The organism is Novosphingobium sp., assembly GCF_040398825.1.
In the GTDB taxonomy this organism is placed as follows: Bacteria; Pseudomonadota; Alphaproteobacteria; order Sphingomonadales; family Sphingomonadaceae; genus Novosphingobium.
The window spans coordinates 1-17,663 of the sequence record NZ_JBBATI010000042.1; the positions used below are offsets into that span (position 1 = coordinate 1).

The 17,663-nt window shown below is 63.8% G+C and carries 14 protein-coding genes; 1 reads left to right on the top strand and 13 read right to left on the bottom strand.

The genetic code is table 11. From position 1 onward, the window contains the following. Positions 1-128: 128 nt before the first annotated feature. Positions 129-3,173: a TonB-dependent receptor gene (locus ABWP89_RS16360; RefSeq protein ID WP_353230630.1), complete on the bottom strand. Its 3,045-nt coding sequence runs from the start codon at positions 3,171-3,173 to the stop codon at positions 129-131. Between the two features lie 435 nt (positions 3,174-3,608). On the opposite strand from ABWP89_RS16360, the gene ABWP89_RS16365 reads away from it, so the two are divergent. Further along, positions 3,609-4,277, top strand: a complete 669-nt coding sequence (locus ABWP89_RS16365; RefSeq protein WP_353230631.1) for a DUF6445 family protein — start codon at positions 3,609-3,611, stop codon at positions 4,275-4,277. 82 nt (positions 4,278-4,359) lie between these two features. Here ABWP89_RS16365 and ABWP89_RS16370 read toward each other — a convergent pair whose 3' ends face one another. From ABWP89_RS16370 to ccoN, 12 genes are all read right to left on the bottom strand, one after another. Beyond that, positions 4,360-7,158, bottom strand: a complete 2,799-nt coding sequence (locus ABWP89_RS16370) for a phosphoenolpyruvate carboxylase (protein ID WP_353230632.1) — start codon at positions 7,156-7,158, stop codon at positions 4,360-4,362. Positions 7,159-7,257: 99 nt separating this feature from the next. Continuing rightward, positions 7,258-7,872: a bifunctional 4-hydroxy-2-oxoglutarate aldolase/2-dehydro-3-deoxy-phosphogluconate aldolase gene (gene eda, locus ABWP89_RS16375; RefSeq protein ID WP_353230634.1), complete on the bottom strand. Its 615-nt coding sequence runs from the start codon at positions 7,870-7,872 to the stop codon at positions 7,258-7,260. A gap of 106 nt (positions 7,873-7,978) precedes the next feature. Continuing rightward, on the bottom strand, positions 7,979-9,310 hold the full coding sequence (gene hemN, locus ABWP89_RS16380) for an oxygen-independent coproporphyrinogen III oxidase (protein WP_353230635.1): 1,332 nt from the start codon (positions 9,308-9,310) through the stop codon (positions 7,979-7,981). Then, positions 9,300-9,563: a hypothetical protein gene (locus ABWP89_RS16385; RefSeq protein WP_353230636.1), complete on the bottom strand. Its 264-nt coding sequence runs from the start codon at positions 9,561-9,563 to the stop codon at positions 9,300-9,302. Before ABWP89_RS16385 ends, hemN begins: the two co-directional genes overlap by 11 nt. Further along, positions 9,560-9,724 carry a cbb3-type cytochrome oxidase assembly protein CcoS gene (gene ccoS / locus ABWP89_RS16390; RefSeq protein ID WP_353230637.1) on the bottom strand — a complete coding sequence of 55 codons (165 nt, stop codon included), beginning with the start codon at positions 9,722-9,724 and terminating at the stop codon, positions 9,560-9,562. Before ccoS ends, ABWP89_RS16385 begins: the two co-directional genes overlap by 4 nt. After that, the gene (locus ABWP89_RS16395; protein ID WP_353230638.1) at positions 9,721-11,856 is read right to left on the bottom strand and encodes a heavy metal translocating P-type ATPase; all 2,136 of its coding nucleotides are present in this window, start codon (positions 11,854-11,856) and stop codon (positions 9,721-9,723) included. Before ABWP89_RS16395 ends, ccoS begins: the two co-directional genes overlap by 4 nt. Then, positions 11,853-12,368 carry a FixH family protein gene (locus ABWP89_RS16400; protein ID WP_353230640.1) on the bottom strand — a complete coding sequence of 172 codons (516 nt, stop codon included), beginning with the start codon at positions 12,366-12,368 and terminating at the stop codon, positions 11,853-11,855. Before ABWP89_RS16400 ends, ABWP89_RS16395 begins: the two co-directional genes overlap by 4 nt. Then, positions 12,365-13,867, bottom strand: coding sequence for a cytochrome c oxidase accessory protein CcoG (ccoG, locus tag ABWP89_RS16405; RefSeq protein WP_353230642.1), 1,503 nt, complete (start codon positions 13,865-13,867; stop codon positions 12,365-12,367). The genes ABWP89_RS16400 and ccoG overlap by 4 nt, the downstream gene beginning before the upstream one ends. Before the next feature lie 21 nt (positions 13,868-13,888). Then, positions 13,889-14,875 carry a cytochrome-c oxidase, cbb3-type subunit III gene (gene ccoP / locus ABWP89_RS16410; RefSeq protein ID WP_353230643.1) on the bottom strand — a complete coding sequence of 329 codons (987 nt, stop codon included), beginning with the start codon at positions 14,873-14,875 and terminating at the stop codon, positions 13,889-13,891. Next, complete coding sequence (locus ABWP89_RS16415) at positions 14,865-15,035, bottom strand: cbb3-type cytochrome c oxidase subunit 3 (RefSeq protein WP_353230644.1); 171 nt, start codon at positions 15,033-15,035, stop codon at positions 14,865-14,867. The genes ccoP and ABWP89_RS16415 overlap by 11 nt, the downstream gene beginning before the upstream one ends. Then, complete coding sequence (gene ccoO, locus ABWP89_RS16420; protein ID WP_353230645.1) at positions 15,032-15,784, bottom strand: cytochrome-c oxidase, cbb3-type subunit II; 753 nt, start codon at positions 15,782-15,784, stop codon at positions 15,032-15,034. The genes ABWP89_RS16415 and ccoO overlap by 4 nt, the downstream gene beginning before the upstream one ends. Positions 15,785-15,802: 18 nt before the next feature. After that, on the bottom strand, positions 15,803-17,473 hold the full coding sequence (gene ccoN, locus ABWP89_RS16425) for a cytochrome-c oxidase, cbb3-type subunit I (protein ID WP_353230647.1): 1,671 nt from the start codon (positions 17,471-17,473) through the stop codon (positions 15,803-15,805). Positions 17,474-17,663 lie beyond the last annotated feature (190 nt).

The following is a 17,663-nucleotide window of genomic DNA, read 5'->3' on the forward strand; positions in this document are numbered from 1 at the left end:
CGTACATGTGTTCGCCTTGACTCCGGTCTGTACAGCGTGACCCGGGGTCCCGCTTTTCTGCTCGTCGCCATGCGCAAATCGGGCACGGATCGCCCCTCCCCTAAGGGGAGGGGCTTGCTCATCCCGCTTTAGAACTTGTACCGTGCGCCTACCTTGAAGTTGCGCCCCTGGCTCGCCACCGAACCCGTATCGGGCGCGAGGGTCGGGCCGGCGCCACCGACAGCCTGGAAGCCGCCGCCCCACATCGAATAGTTGCGGTTGACAAAATCGAAGGCGTTGAGCGCCTGAAAATAGACCGTCAGTTCATGGCCGTGTGCATAGGGCAATTTGAATGTCTTGGAGAAGTTGAAATCGACATTCTTGTAACCAATGCCACCGGGCCGGTAGATGCCGAAATTGGTGAGGTAGCATCCTGCATTGCCTGGGGTAGTTGCCGGTGCACCGCAAACGACGCCGCCGTAAGACGGCCCCGATGACAAAGTAACGAACGTCGTCGCCTTGATGTTGAACGGCAGACCGACCGTGCCGGTTCCGACAAAGCGCCACCGCTCCAGGCCCGACGAATTGCCATAGCCTTGCTGGCCGATTGTCGGCGCGTCAAAATCGAATGGATCGCCGATCGAGGCCCCGTTGCGCGTATCGTTCGACCGAGAGCTCGACACGGTCAGCGTCGTGCTGAAACCCCAGCGCGATTGTTCGGTATAGGCCTTGTCCGCCTGCAGATACAATGCAGCATAATGCGCCTTGCCGTCGCTGTTGCCGATAAAGATGCTTCCATAACCCGGCAGCGGGGCATTGAAGATCGCCGAGCCACCGTAGAAGATACCGGCGGCATAGGGGACACCCTTATAGACAAAGATTGGATTACCACCAGGACTGTACGTTCCATCTGGCAGGCGGTTACCAACGACTTCTTGATAGATGTTATGTGAATTTATGTATGAAAAAGTAATTGACGTATTTACACTGCCAAAGCGCTTTTTCAAACCGACGTCAAATTCGTCAGAAAATGGCACCTTGGTGTTGTTGTTAAGCAGGTGGACTTCGCCACCCTGCATCACCGCCAAAGAACGGAGCCCGGCAGCCGTAGTCGGGATCGTCGCAAGGCAGTTCTGGCTTCCAGGGGTGCAGTTGGGCGGGGTGTTGAACGTAACGACCGACTCATACTGGTCCTTGATCGTTTCGAGCGCGGAATCGATGAACAACGAACGATCATAATAGCGCCCGGCCCCGGCAGTCAGAACGAGATCGCGATCACCTTTCACGTCATAGGAAATGCCGAGCCGTGGCTGAAATTCGCCAAGAAACGGATGACGGTTGTGCCCAGTCGAAATGTAATCGTTCGGGTTGATTCCCGCCGCCGGCCAGCCGGGGTAGGCCCGCAGAGCTGCGGCAATGGCTGCCGGCGTCACGAACTTTTCGTTCTTAGCATCGGATTCATAGTCCCACCGCAAGCCACCGCTGATCAGCCAATGCGCGTCCGGCTTCCAGTCGTCCTGCACGAACAGGCCGATTTCGGTGTTCTTGGCCGTGACCGGCTGAACCGCCGCAGAGTTGATCGACGCAGCATACGGCCCGGGTGTGCCCGCGGCACCGATCCCGGCGAAAGTCGTGCCGTCATAGAAAAAAGTGCCGCCGCTGTTGTTATCCTCAAGCCGCTGCAGCTTGGTAAAATTGACTTTGACACCCGCTTTGACCGTGTGCGGCCCGCCAAAGAAGGTCACATTGTCCTTGAACAGCGTCTGATATTGATGGTCATCCTGCGCAAAATTGGTGCCACCGAGTTGCAGCGCGTTGCCAGAGCCCATATTGCCGCCGTTCGTCACGACAAACGAAGGACCTGAAACATTGGGGACGGCACCATTGGCTGCTGCATCGCGAGCGAACGTGAATTCGTTCAGCCAGTTCTCACCTCGGTGGTTCCAGCTAAGCTGATAGCGATGTTCCTTGTTGCGATTGTTGGTCGATGCGTCCTTTGTCGTCACGCCGCCGTTAATCTGGAGATTGGCTTCATCACGGATAAAGGCGCTGACGTTGATCGTATCTTGCAAGGTTGCGTAGAAGGTAAGCTTGCCGAAATACAGTTTCTCGTTGAACGTTGCTGGAAAGCTGCCGTTGTACTGCGTACGCGCAGCTTGCGCGTAAGCCAGAGCCGCAGGGTTGTAGCCGGTCAGAGTGCCGGGATAGACGTTGATATCGTTCGAACCAAAGGTCTTTTTGGTGCCTTCGAAATCGACAAAAAAGGTCAACCGATCCTTGATGATCGGGCCGCCCAAATTGCCGCCGTAATATTTGGTGTCGAAATCAGGTTTGGTCCGATAGGGCGCGGTCTTGTTGTTCTGATGGCCCGGGCGATCATCGTAATTCTCGCTGATGAAAGCCTTCGGCTGCCATTCGCCAAACAGTTCGCCGTGGAAGCTGTTGCCGCCGGTCTTCGTGACTGTGGAGATCACGGCTGAACCAGCCTGCTCGAACTCGGCCTTGAAATTCTGGGTCTGGACGTCGAACTGGTCCACCGCCGAGGCGGGGAACGGATTGCCGGACGACAGATTCTGCCCGACCGTACCGCCATGGTTCACCAGATTCTTGATGCTGATGCCGTCGATGAAGGTGTTGGTATTGTCTGAATTGATGCCGCCCGCCTGCACCTGACGCGCTTTGCCGCCAAGCTGCGGGGGCGAAACGGTGACGCCGGGCGCCAGCGCCGCGAAGTTCAGGAAGTTCCGATCGCCATTCGGCAGGTTTTCGATCTGAAAGCGCGAAACGTTTGCGCTGATGGCGGGCGACAGGACATCCTTCGCGCGCGATCCCGTCACGACGATCTGGTTGCCGTTTTTGCTTTCAGCAACAGCAACTGCAACAAGGTCGGCGGTCACCGCCTGGCCCAGTGGCACCACGACCTCGACCGACTTGCCGCCGGACGCAATGCGATAGGTGCTCGGTGGCAAGCCGACCACGAGATAATTGCCGCTGGCATCGGCCTTGGCCGAATTCTCGTGACCGGTAGTGATATCGGTCAGCGTCACGGTCTGGCCGGCGGTCGCGCCGTCGATATGGCCCTGAATAGTCGACGTTGTTTGCGCCGTGGCGGGCAAGGCAAGAATAAAAGTGCCGCCACCCAATATGGTGCCGGCAAGCGCCAAACGCAGGCTCGCCTTCTTAAGGTTTTTCATGTCAACTCCCCTGTCGGAACGGATCGCCGCTCCCATTTTTTGTCCGGTTTGAAATCGAATTGGATAGGCACAGCCGTCCCGTCCGCAGTGACGCGAAACGACCATCAATTCTGTCACTGCAGGCCGTAACCATCGCCTTGCTTCAGTCCTTCCGCCCACCAGCACATGCTGGGTTGAATGGCATGGTGGCCTCTGATGAGCCACGTAACCGGTTTCATGAATGGTTTTGTAACCGGTTTCATGCATATTCGCCAAGCACTAAATTGCCGCGGTTCCTCCGGCGGCGGTGATTCTCCGGTGGTGTGACAGGAAAGACATGGCTGTTGCTCAAACGATTTGCCGCAGGCACCATCAAAGTCACCGCCCGCCCGCGCGGTTTTGCCTTGCCCGACAGCGTTCATGTGGCAGGTGTCGTGACCGGCGTGTGATCCCGCGATGATCCCGGAACTGCGTCGCTTCGGCGCGAGCCAGAGCCCGGTGGTGACGGTGGACAATTTCTGCCCCGATCTGGCCGCGCTGACCGCCATGGCAGAGGCGCTGGCGCCCTATCCGCCAGCAATCAACCATTATCCCGGTGTGCGGCGCGTGGTCGACACGCACGACGATGGCTATGGCCAGATCGCCGCGCTGCTCAAAGCGGCGGCGCCGTTTATCGCCGGCGCCTATGACATCGACCGGTTCGATCTGGTCGAGGCCAGCTTTTCCATGGTCACTTGCCCGCCCGGGCACCTGTCGATCGTGCAGCGCGCGCCGCATTTCGATGCGACCACGCCCGGCTTTTTCGCAGTCATGCTCTATCTGCGCAATACCGCCGGCACCGCATTCTATCGCCACCGCGCCAGCGGGATCGAACGGGTGACAGAGGCCAACCTGCCGCGGTTTATCGCCCACGCGAAACAGGAAAACATCCGCAGCAATGCCGAATATATCCATGATTCCAATCCGTTTTACGAACGCATCGGCATGGTCGAGGGCCTGGCCAACCGGCTGGTGATCTATCCCGGCGCGCTGCTCCATTCGGGCGTGATCACGCCGGGCCTGCCGCTGTCAGACGACCCGCGCACCGGCCGCCTGACCGCCAACCTGTTCATCCGCGCGGGTTGACAGGCGCGCGACAACGCGGACGCTGAACACCCCTTTCCCAAGCGGAAGCGTGCATGCCGATTCAACCCAATCTCATCCCACCCTACCCGTGCGCGCCAAAATAGTTGGCGATGGCGACCGCTATGCGCAGGTTGAGCGTATGGGCGCGGTCGATCGGGTCGATGAAACGCGTGCGGATCGCGCTGTAATCCTCTGCCTCGTGGTCGGGATAGTCGCTGGGTTCGTTCAGGTGGAAATCGCCGATGGTCGGCTCGACCACCGGATAGGCGCGGCGCAGTTGCGCCAGCGCATCATCCACCCGCAGCGACAGCACCATTTCCAGCACGTCTTCGCGGCTGATATCGTTGGCGCGCGAAAACTGCGGCACCTGCACCGCGCGCAGGAACATGTGCATCAGCAGCGTCAGCCGCACCGCCTGCAACAGCCCGATCGTGCGCCGCGCATCATCGCCCGCCGCATCGCGCCCCGCCGGCGCGCCGGGCACCAGTGACAGCAGGCGGTGCAATTTCATCCAGTCCACCCGCAACCGCGACACCAGCCGGCGGAACACCCCGGCGCGATCGTCCTTGGTCAGGTAATCGGCCAGCGCCAGGCAGCCCTGTTCCAGCGCGGTTTCGGTGCCGCGATAGGGCCGGCTGGCCCAATAGGCGGAATTGAACAGTTCGCCAAACGCACCGACGGTCTTGATCGAGGCAATGCCGTTGGCCGCGCGCAACAGCCGCACCAGCTGGTTGCCGCGTTCGGAACTGCCCAGCAATTCGGCAATCGATTCAATCTCTTCGCCCGCCGCGGTGCCCGCGCCCGCGATCACATTCACGGCATAGCCGATCTGTTGCAGGATGGCGTTGTGCGGGATGGCGCGGATCTGCCGCAGGCTCATCGTGCGGTCACCATGGATATCCGACTGGCGGCGTGACACGCGGCTGCCGGTGATCTTCAGCATGCCCAGGCCAAACGCGGTGACCGCGCGGGCATAGGTCGCACTGCCCAGGTAATCGCGCTGCACGCGGCGGATCGACCGGTAAAAATCCAGGCTGAGATCGGTGCGATCGTAAAACGCATCGCGGTGGTATTCGCCCGACAACAGCACTTGCGCCTCGGCAATGCGGGTCAGCGTTGCCAGCGCGAGTTCCGGATTGCGGAAAAACAGATAGCCATCGCCGCCCTGAAAGCTCGCCTCCGCCTCGATCGCCACCCCGGCGCGGGCAAACCGGCTGCGCGCCCAGCGGCTGAGTGGCCAGGACAGCCGGTCGACAAAGTTTGACGGATGCGCGCCGCGGCCCATGCTTTCGCCGTGGGTGTTGAAGATCAGCGCGGCGACATCGGCCATGTCATGCGCGCGCATCGCTTCGGCCAGCCGCCCCTGCAACCGTTCGATCGCCAGCGCGGCGGGAATCTGGCCCAGGAACCGCCCGGCGTCGGAAAACCCGGTCTGGATCGCCACCCGGCCGCGCACCCGCGCATAATCGCGATAGGCGGGTTCGGCCAGCAGCGCATCCAGGAACCGCCCGCCATGTTCGAGCGCAGTTTCGGTTTCGAACAAGGGCGACACATCGACCTTGTCCTCGATCCCGAACAGCCGCGCGAAATAAAGCGCGGCCAGCACCGTCTGCGGCTGTTCGCATTCGGCAATCAGCATGCGGATCGGCGCATCGGCATCGATATGGTGCAGGATCTGCGCCATCACCAGAAACTGGCGCATCGCGGTGGAGGTTTCGATCGCCAGCGCGCCGAAATTGACCCGCAGCGGTTTTGCCGCCGCCAGCACTTCGCGCAGGCGCGACAGCGCGCCCCGGCTGCCCAGATCCAGCGTACCATCGGGATCGATGCGGCGGCGCAGGGCATTGTGCAATTGCGATGAATTGACGCGGAAATGAATCCACCCCATGCCCAGCCCATCGGCACGCATGGCTGCGGCCAGCGTGGCATAGGCCACCGCAGCAGCGCCATCCGCAGTGGCCGCATCGGCATCGAGCTGCGCGATGATCGGCGCCAGCGACAACAGCCGCGCCGGATCATCGGCGGTCATGCGGTTGGCGACATCCGATAACACCTCGGCATCGGCCAGGCTTTGCGTCATTTGCGGTTGCGCAAACAGGTCTGCCATCGCCGCCGCCTGATCACGCCCGGCCACCAGTGCCGCCAGCGCGGCGTGATCGGGGTCGATCGCGGCCAGCGCAGCGGCATAAGTGTTCAGCCGGCGGACCTTTTCCAGCAGGCGGAAACGGATCGACGTGCTCCACCCGATATCGGTGCGCCCGTCCATGTCATAGCCGACCCAGCTGGCGAAACGGAACGGCAGTGGCCGGAAATCCAGCCAGCGCCCGGGCCAGCGCGTGCGCGCATGATCCAGCAACCGGGCATTGATGCGGTCGCGCGCAGTGGCGGCGCGCTCGATCGCCTGCATCGCCTGATCGTGTTCGAATTCCAGCGTGATCGCCGGGCCGCTGCCCCCGACCGAACAGATCGTGGCCCCGCGTGGATCATCGCAGAGCGCGGCATCGGCCACCGCATCGGCATCGCCGGGGGTCAGCAGAAAGGTTGGATGCGCGGTAAACACCGCGTGCATCAGCGGGCGTTCCCATTGTTTGCGAAACTGGGAAAAGCCGTCCTCTTCTTGCAGCAGGCCGATAATCCGGTCCAGATTGGCATCAGGCGCGGTCGGCGCGACCAGATGGCGCAGCCGGGCGGCGCGGGTTTGCAGCGCCTCACATTCCAGTTCCGCCACCAGTGCCTCGATCGCGTCGAGCCCGATCGTGCCCGCCTCCAATTGCCGTGACAGATCGTGGCTGAGCTGGAATACCGGGTTGAACAGCGGCGTTTCCGCCGTGCGCGTGTGCAGTTCCTGCAATCTGTCGCGCAGGGCGCCGACCGTGGTCATCGTTCGTGCCATCCCTTTTTTCCGGCCGCGCGAACGAGCAACAGTGTCACGCGGCGAAGGTTTCGTGTGCCCGACCATGCGCGGATTTTTGCGTGGGCGCTATGCGCGCAATGTCGCAGCACCACGGGCAGCGGCGGCAATCGCGTCTTCATCGGGCGTGCCCTTGGCCACCAGCCAGCTGCCGCCGACGCACAACACCGGATCAAACGCCAGCCATTCGCCCGCGGTGGCGGCGGTGATGCCCCCGGTCGGGCAGAATTTCACCTGGTGAAACGGGGCCGCCAGCGCGCGCAATGCGGGCAATCCGCCAGAGGCGACTGCCGGAAAGAATTTGAAATGCAAAAGGCCCAGTTCCAGCCCCAGCATCAAATCGGCGGCATTGGCGGTGCCGGGCAGGAACGGCACGCCCGATGCCACTGCCGCCTCCCCCAGCCGGGGGGTCAGGCCGGGCGATACGATGAACTGCGCGCCGGCATCGATCGACGCGTTCAGCCCGGCACCATCGACCACCGTGCCCGCACCGACGATTGCGCCGGCGACGTCGCGCATGGCGCGGATCACATCAAGCGCGGCGGGGGTGCGCAGCGTCACTTCCAGCACGCGCAGGCCGCCGGCGACCAGCGCGCGCGCGATTGGAACGGCGTGGTCGGGGTTGTCGATCACCAGCACCGGGATGACCGGCGCGGTGCGCATGATGGTTTCAATCGGCTTCATGGCTGTTCCTGCGCAACGGGCTATGCGCATGGCCTAGCCCGTGGCGCACCATTGTGCAGCCGCAAACGCACATTGGCGCATACTTATTCCCCGCTGCGCCGGGCGGTTACACCGCAGAGCTGAACTGCCGTTCGCCACTGCGATAACCATCGAACACCGCCGCGATCGACCGGGCATAGGGTTCACTGCCAGGCTCCAAAATCAGCCGGTCGGCCTCACGCCGGATCAGCCCGCGCGCGGCGAACGGTGCCAGCCGCGCCGCTGCGCCCGCCGCCAGATCGGCATCAATGGTCGCCCAGCCCCGACACAACAGCGCATTGATCACCGCGCCGCGCCGAAGATCATCGTTGCTGCGTTCAATCCCGCGCCGCCCCGGCAACTGGCCCGCATCGCTCAACATGCGATAGCGGCCGATGTTCTTTTCATTCTGGATGTACACGCTGTCGAACTGGCTGATCGAACTGGCGCCCAGGCCGATCAGCACCGGTGCCGGATCATCGGTAAAACCCTGAAAATTGCGGCTCAACGTGCCCGCAGCAGCGGTCCGGGCCAGGGCATCACCGGGCAGGGCAAAATGGTCGAACCCGACCGCCTGGTATCCGGCGTTCACCAGTTGCGCGTGGCCCTGCGCCGCCATGCGGAACCGGTCGCGCTGATCGGGCAGGCGGCCGGCATCGATGCGCCGTTGGCGCGCGATCATCTGTGGCACATGGGCATAGCCGAACAGCGCAATGCGATCGGGGGCCAGTGCGATGGTATCCTCCAGCGTTTGCGCCAGCACCGCATCATCCTGAAACGGCAACCCGTACATCAGGTCGAAATTCACGGATTCGACCCCGCTGTCGCGCAGGCCATCGACCGCGCGGGCGATGTCATCGTATGGTTGCACCCGCCCGATCGCCGCCTGCACCGCCGGGTCAAACGTCTGCACGCCCAGGCTGGCCCGCACCACGCCGATCCCGCGAATCGCCCGTAGCCACGCGGGCGTCAGGCTGCGCGGATCAAGCTCGATCGAAAACACCGGCCACGATACGCGAAAATTGACCAGCAGCGCATCGATCAACCGCACGAAATCGGTCGGCGCGATGGCGTTGGGGCTGCCCCCGCCAAACGCGATGCGGGAAATCCGCGCCTCGGGATCGAGCAGTCGCGACACCGCCACGATTTCGCTGTGCAGCGCATCGAGATAGGCCGCCAGCCGCGCCGTGCGGTTGGCCGCGCCGGTGTTGCAGCCGCAATACCAGCAGATTTCGTGGCAGAACGGGATGTGCAGATACAGCGACACATCCCCGCGTACGCCACGCAGCGCATCATGCTGCCGCGTGGCAAAGCTGTCGTCGCGAAACTCCGCCGCGGTCGGATAACTGGTGTAGCGGGGGACCGCCTGTGCCAGCAGTTCCGGGTAATAGGTCCAGTTGCCAAAATGTTCAGGTGCCATCGCTTTCGTCCTCGCCAGCGCAACAGCTAGTGCCGGCGGAACGCTTGCGCATTGCGCTATGACAAATTTTGCAACAGGGCGCGGGCGAAGAATCGCGATTTCCGATTGGCACGCGGATCGGCGCGGCGCGGCCCGCCACCGGGCCGCAGATCGCCACCAGCATGAAACCGGCGTGCGCCGGTGCCGGCGCGCTCAATTGCGCCAGCGCCATCAGCGCGGGGACGGTCAGGATGCGGGCGCGTGCGGCGATCATGGCTGATCAGGCCGATCGTCATCATCATCATCGATCAGGATGCGCGCCGCCGCGCCATCCAGATCAACGAATTGCCCGCGCCGCAGCGCCCAGAAAAATGCGACGAGCCCGATCAACCCCATCCCCAGCGCGATCGGGATCAACAGCGCGAGCGAGGTCATGACGCCCCCCGCGACAGCCGCAGCGAATTGGCAATCACCAGCAACGACGACGTGCTCATCGCGATCGCCGCCACCAGCGGCGTGACCAGCCCGGCCATCGCCAGCGGCACCGCCAGCAGATTGTACCCGATCGCCATCACGAAATTCTGCCGCACCACGCGCATGGTTGCGCGCGCGGTGGCCACGCTGCGCGGCAATGCCAGCAGCGAATCGCCGGTAAACACCACGTCCGCCGTCTGCCGCCCGACATCGCTGGCGCTGCCCGGCGCGATCGACGCATTGGCCGCCGCCAGCGCGGGTCCATCGTTCAGCCCGTCGCCAACCATCAGCACTTTGGCCCCGGTCGCCTGCAGGGCTGCGATCGCGGCCAGCTTGTCTGCCGGGCTGGCCCCGGCGCTGGCCGGCAGGCCGGTGGTGCGTGCCACGGCATCGACCGCGCCCGCATTGTCGCCCGACAGGATCGCGCAGGTGATATGCAGCGCCTGCAACCGGGCCAGTGCCGCGGCACAATCGGGGCGCAAGGCATCGGCAAAGCGGATGATCTGCACCGGGCGTCCGGCGATTGTCAGCGCGCTGGCCATACCGTCACCCACGCCCGCGCGGCCGATCGACACCGCCACGCCTTCACGCATTCCGGCCACGCCCTGCCCCGGGGTTTCGACCACATCGGTCAACGCCACGGTGCGAAGCCCGCGCGCCGCCAGCGCCGTTACCAGCGCCTGCGACAGCGGGTGGCGGCTGTGGCTGGCCAGCGACAGCGCCACCGTCGCGGCATCGGCGTCCAGCCGGTCCAGGCACGCCGGGTCGGGCAGTGGCCGGCCAAAGGTCAGCGTGCCGGTCTTGTCGATAAGGGCATGATCGACCTCGGCCAGCCGTTCCAGCGCCGAACCATCCTTGACCAGCACGCCGCGCCGCAGCAGCGCACCGGTCGCCACCACTTGCGCCACCGGCACTGCCAGCCCGAGCGCGCAGGGGCACGTGATGATCAGCACAGAAATGGCGATCACCAGCGCGTGATAGACCCCCGCCCCGGCGATCAGCCAGCCGACAAACGCCGCCGCAGCCAGCGTATGCACCGCCGGCGCATAAAGCCGTGAGGCGCGATCGGCGATCCGCACATAGCGGGATCGCACCTGGCCGGCGGCGGCCATCAGCCGCGCGATTTCAGCAATGGACGTGTCGGCGCCGCTGGCGGTCACCCGCACATCGACCGGATTTTCCAGATTGAGCGTGCCCGCCAGCACCGTGCTGCCTGTCGTGGCCGCCACCGGGGTGCTTTCCCCGGTCAGCAGCGATTGGTCAAACCGGCTAAGCCCGGTGGTGATCGTGCCATCGGCGGCCAGCCGATCGCCCGCCGCCACGCGCATGACCATGCCGGCGGTCAGGTCAGCGGCGCTGATCCATTGCGCCGCGCCATCGGCGCCGACCACCAGCGCGCCGCCCGGCGCCTGGCGCAGCAGCGCATCGACCCCGGCGCGCGCGCGGTCACGCATCATCGCATCCAGTGCGCGCCCAGACAGCAGAAACAGCAACAGCATCAGCGTGCCATCAAACCACGCCTCTGCCCCGCCGGTCAGCGTTTCATAAAACGACAGCGCGGTGGCCAGGATCACGCCGATCGAAATCGGCACATCCATGTTGGTGGAAAACCGCCGCACCGCGCCCCAGGCGGACACAAAGAACGGCCGCCCGGCAAACACGATCGCAGGCACGCCAATCGCGGCCGACAGCCAGTGGAACAGCACGCGGGTTGGTCCATCCGCCCCCGACCACACCGATACCGACAACAGCATGACATTCATGCAGGCAAACGCCGCCACCGCCAGCGGCGCCAGCAGTGGCCGCACCGCCGACACCGGCTCGGCCAGATCGATCCGCGGCTGCGCGGCAAAGCCGACCCCGGCCAGCGCGGTCACCAGATCGGGCACGCTGACGCCATCATCATGGGCCACCGCCACCTGCCGCGCGGTCAGATTGACCCGCGCCGAAACGACCCCGGGCAGCGCGCCCAGCGTGCGTTCGATTTTCGCCATGCACCCCGCGCAATGCATGGTCGGCACCACCAGCGTGGTGGTGAAAGCGGTAGCGGAACCGTCTGCCGGTGGTGCGACAATCGGCGCATGCGCGTTCATGGCTGCGTGCCGCCAGTCCCCGCAGTGCTGGTCACTTCACCGGTGGTGCGCCAGCGATGGCCGCCGGCCTCTGCCTGCAGATGGATCTGCCAGCGCCCGGCCGGCAATGGCGCGGTATAAGTGCCCGCGCCGGTTTCGCGCCATTGCAGGTCCTGCTGCACCGCAGATCCCAACGGATGGCTGGCCACGCCGGTTACTTTCGCGCCAGACAAAGCCTGCCCCTGCCGATCGTGCAGCGTCACGGTCAGCCCGCCGGGCATGGTGGCCATGGTCGCGGTCCAGCCCAGCACCCGGTCAGCCTTTGCCGCATCCAGCCAGCCGTTGAAACGCTGGCTGGCGACATAGGAATTTTCGACCACTTCGCCGCTGAAGGTCGACAGCGCCAGCCGCGCCATCATCACGTTGACGCCAATCACCAGGCCGAAAAACGCCACTATGATCGCCAGCATGTGCCAGCCGGTAAAGCGGCGGACGGGTGTCGACGCACGCGCGATTGCTGTCGGACGGGTCATTCGTCTGCTCCTTGCGGGGTGGAAAAGATCGTGCGCACCGCGGCCGCCCCGTGTTCACGGTCCTGCGCGTGGAGGTGGAACGTGATCGGGCCGGTCTTTGCATCATGCGGTTCTTCGACATAGACGCGCAGCCGCAGCGTGGTGTCGGCCGGCGCGATCATGGTCAGCGACGATCGCGCCGTGTGTTCATCCATGTCGTCGGTATAGATCAGTGCGCCCGGCACGCCGCTGGTGCCCAGCTCGATCGGGCGCGGGCGATCCTCCATATTGCGGACCTTGATGGTAAAGCCATCGCGCACCGCGCCGCCGCTCAGCTGGACATATTCGGGGTTGCGATCCTTCGCCACCGACAGTTCCAGCCGGCTGCGCGTACCGAGCAGAAACAGCAGCGCCAGGCCAACACCTGCCCACACCCCGAAATAGATCAGCGTGCGCGGGCGCAGCATCGTTTTCAGCAAGGGTGCATCGGGCTCACCCTTTGCCTCACGCGTGGCATCCTCCAGCGTGCAATAATCGATCAGCCCGCGCGGCCGGCCCACTTGCGCCATTACGCTGTCGCAGGCATCGATGCACAGCCCACAGGTGATGCAGCCGATCTGCGGCCCTTCGCGGATGTCGATCCCGGTCGGGCAGACCGCCTGGCACTGGTGGCAATCGATGCAATCACCCAGAGTCTTCGTTTTAAGGGCGCCGGTCAGCCCGGCGTCGATCCGGCGCAGCGAAGTCTTGACCGATCCGCGCGGTTCGCCGCGCCAGTCCTTATAAGTGATCAGCAGCGATTTTTCATCGAGCATGGCCGACTGGATGCGCGGCCACGGGCACATATAGATGCACACCTGTTCGCGCATGAACCCGCCCAGCACGAACGTGGTCAGCGTCAGCACGCCGACCGTGGTGTAGGCAATCGGATCGGCGGCGCCGGTCCAGAACGCATGGCTGAGCGTTGGCGCATCGGCAAAATAGAAAATCCATGCGCCCCCGGTCAGAAACGCGATGGCCAGATAGATCGACCATTTGGCCAGCCGCCGCGCGATTTTCGATGCTGTCCACGGCGCATTGTTCAGCCGCATCTGCGCATTGCGATCGCCATCGATGAACCGGTCAACGTGCTGATACAGGTCGGTCCACACCGTCTGCGGGCAGGCATAGCCGCACCAGGCGCGCCCGACCACGGTGGTGACCAGAAACAGCCCGATCCCCGCCATGATCAGCAGCCCGGCCACGAAATAGAATTCGTGCGGCCAGATTTCGATGGCGAACATATAGAACCGGCGGTGCGCCATATCGATCAGCACCGCCTGATCGGGCGCATAGGCCCCGCGATGCCAGCGCAGCCACGGCGTGCCCCAATAGATGATCAGGCACACCGCCATGACCAGCCATTTGAACCGGCGAAACGTACCATCGATACTGCGCGGGAAAACCGGGGCACGCTTTGCATACAGCAAGGGCGTGCCGGGGCCATCCGGACGGGCGAGCCTGGGATCGGTCGCATTCATGACGTAACAACTTTCATGCAATCAGGGGGCCGGCGTGGTTTCGCCCCCACCCAGCGAATGGACATAGGCGGCCAGCATCTTGACCGTCACGGGATCGAGCCGCTGGCTCCATGCCGGCATCACCCCGGCGCGGGCATAGGTCACGGTCTGGGTCAGCGCCGCGCGGGTACCACCGTACAGCCAGATTGCATCGGTCAGCCGGGGTGCGCCGACTGCACGATTGCCTTCGCCATTGGCGCCGTGGCAGACCGTGCAGTTGGCCGCGAACAGTGCCGCCCCGCGCGCCGATGCGGCCGACGCGGGGTCCTGCCGGCTGATCACGCGCACATGGCTGACCACATCCTGCACTTGCGCCGGGGTCAGAATACCGGTCTGGCCAAACGCGGGCATCTGGCTGATCCGTGTGACATCATCGCCGGGATAGCGGATACCGTGCTGCAGCGTGGTGTGGATGGTGGCGATGTCGCCACCCCACAGCCAGTCATCATCGTTGAGATTGGGATAGCCCTTGCTGCCTGCCGCACCCGCGCCATGGCATTGCACGCAATTGACCTTGAACGCGGCACGCCCGCCCTCGATCGCCGCGCGCATCAGCACCGGGTTGCGCACCAGGCCTTCGACCGGGGTGGCAGCAATGCTGGCGCGCACTGCGCCGTGGCTGGCATCGGCGGTCTTCATCTCTGTCGCCAGCGCGCCGCGGCTGGTCCAGCCCAGCACGCCGGGCGATGCCGAATGCAGCCCCGGCAGCGCCGGATAGGCAACGACATAGCCGACCGCAAACGCAATGCAGAGGTAGAACGTGTTCAGCCACCAGCGCGGCAGCGGCGTATCCAGCTCTTCAATCCCGTCCCATTCGTGGCCGACGGTGTGGGTGCCGGTCGGTTCATCCCGCCGAGGGGCGTTGCGCGCGTGGTTATCGGCATCAGGGCCGGTTTCGGGTCTGGTCGGGGCAGATTGCGGGCCGGTCGGGCCAGATTGTGGGCCTGTCGGGCCATGGTCATTCGCCATCGTTGTCATCCTCGAAAATCGAGTTTGCCGCATTGTCAGCGGCGCCGCGTGCGCCGGGCCGAAACGGCCACAGGCACAGGATCAGAAACACCACGGTCATCACCGCCAGCCCCCAGCTGTCGGCAGCTGCGCGCAAGGTGTCATAAGTTGTGGCGGTCATCGGCCCTTCTCCTTGGCCAGTTTTTCATGCGCGGCGGGGGCATTGACGTCGACCAGCGTGCCCAGCACCTGCAGATAGGCGACCAGCGCATCCAGTTCGGTCAGGCGGGCAGGATCACCGTCGAAATCGCGCGCCTGCGATTTGGGATAACGCTTTTTCAGATCGGCAGCGTCGCCATCGGCAGCCGCCTGCAACGCCAGATCGGTGTTGGCCCTGGCAATGTCGACCGCCGAATAGGGCACGCCCACCTCTGACAGCACTTTCAGTTCGGCGCGCATGTCACCCGCATCCAGATCGCGCGTGGCCAGAAAGGCGTAACTGGGCATGATCGATTCCGGCACGACCGAGCGCGGGTCTTTCAGATGCTGGGCGTGCCAGTCATCCGAATATTTGCCGCCGACCCGCGCCAGATCGGGCCCGGTGCGTTTCGACCCCCACTGAAACGGATGGTCGTACATCGATTCCGCGGCCAGGCTGTAATGGCCATAGCGTTCGACCTCGTCCCGGAACGGACGGATCATCTGGCTGTGGCACAGATAGCAGCCTTCGCGCACATAGATGTCGCGCCCGGCCTGTTCCAGCGGGGTATAGGGCCGCATGCCCTGGACCTTTTCGATGGTGTTATCGATCCAGAACAGCGGGGCGATTTCGACGATGCCACCGATGGTGACGGCGGCAAAGGCCAGGACGGCGAGCAGCGTGATATTGCGCTCGATCATCTTGTGCCGCTGAAGGAATGTAGTTGCCATTGTCTTTGCTCCTTCAGATCAGCGGGCGACAGCCGGGGTCAGCGACACGTCTTTGGCGGGGTTGAAGGGGGTTTCACCCAAGGGCGCCTCTACCCGCAGGGCATGGCCCATGATGGTGCGGGCGATATTGTAGGCCATCACGCTGGCACCAGACAGGTACAGCAGGCCGCCAAACGCGCGCAGCAGGTACATCGGGTGAACCGCCGCCACAGCCTCGGCAAACGAGTTCACCAGATAACCATCGGGGCCATATTCACGCCACATCAGGCCTTCAGTCACCCCGGCGACCCACATCGATGCGGTGTAAAAAACGATACCCAGCGTCGCCAGCCAGAAATGCCAGCCGACCATGCGCAGCGAATAGAGCCGGCTGCGGTGCCACAGCCGCGGCGCCAGGTAATACAGCGCCCCAAACGTGACCATGCCGTTCCAGCCCAGTGCGCCCGAATGGACGTGGCCGATGGTCCAGTCGGTATAATGCGACAGCGAATTGACCGATTTGATCGACATCATCGGGCCTTCGAACGTGCTCATGCCGTAAAAGGCCAGGCTCATCACGAACATGCGCAGGATCGGATCGGTGCGCAGTTTGTCCCACGCGCCGTTCAGCGTCATCAGCCCGTTGATCATGCCGCCCCAGCTGGGCATCCACAGCATGATCGAAAACACCATGCCCAGCGTCTGCGCCCAGTCAGGCAGGGCAGTGTAATGCAGATGGTGCGGGCCCGCCCAGATATACAGGAATATCAAGGCCCAGAAGTGGATGATGGACAAACGATAGGAATAGATCGGCCGTTCGGCCTGTTTCGGCACGAAATAGTACATCATGCCCAGGAACCCGGCGGTCAGGAAAAATCCGACCGCGTTGTGGCCATACCACCACTCGATCAGTGCGCCCTGCACACCGCCCGCCACCGATATCGAATGGCTGCCAAACCAGCTGACCGGAATGGCGGCGTTGTTGACCAGATGGAGCATCGCCACGGTCAGGATGAACGACAGGTAGAACCAGTTGGCGACATAGATATGCGGTTCAGACCGTTTCAGGATCGTACCGACAAACACCGCCAGATAGCTGACCCAGACAACCGTCAGCCAGATATCGACATACCATTCCGGCTCTGCATACTCCTTGGCCTGGGTTACGCCCATCAGATAGCCGGTTGCCGCCAGCACGATGAACAGCTGGTATCCCCAGAACACAAACCGCGCCAGCCCGGGCAGCGCCAGCCGCGCGCGGCAGGTGCGCTGCACCACGTAAAACGACGTGGCGATCAGCGCGTTGCCACCAAAGGCAAAGATCACGGCCGAGGTATGCAGCGGCCGCAACCGGCCAAAATTGATGTATTCGCTGAAATTCAGCGCGGGAAACGCCATTTCCAGCGCGATGTACAAACCGCCCAGAAACCCGGCCATGCCCCAGAACACCGTGGCGATAACCCCCCAGCGGATAACCTCGTCATAGTACTTTCCAGAATCGGCCAGATGCAGAACGCTTTGCGACGCCCGGCCTGGATCGTCCCCGCGCACATCGCCGCCCCGCAGGGTAACGATCAGCCCGATCATGGCCGCCAGCGCGCAAATCGCCATATGGACGCCAAACGCCCAGTCCACCGACAAGGCGCAGGCGATTACCGCCAGCACGAGCGCGGCAAACCAGATGCCCGCCCGCATCACAATCACTTCCATGGAAGGTCCTTCCCCCGTGTTTCGCTGCCACGCCCTGCGGCCTGTCGACGCCCGCTGCATTGACACGGGTCAATTCCCACCGGCGCGTTACCGATTGGGCGCGGCACTGGCGCACGAACCGGAACTTGTGTTGGCGTAGCAACCGGAACTGCGCCGGCGCAGGTTCGGAATATGCGCATAGGCCCGGGCG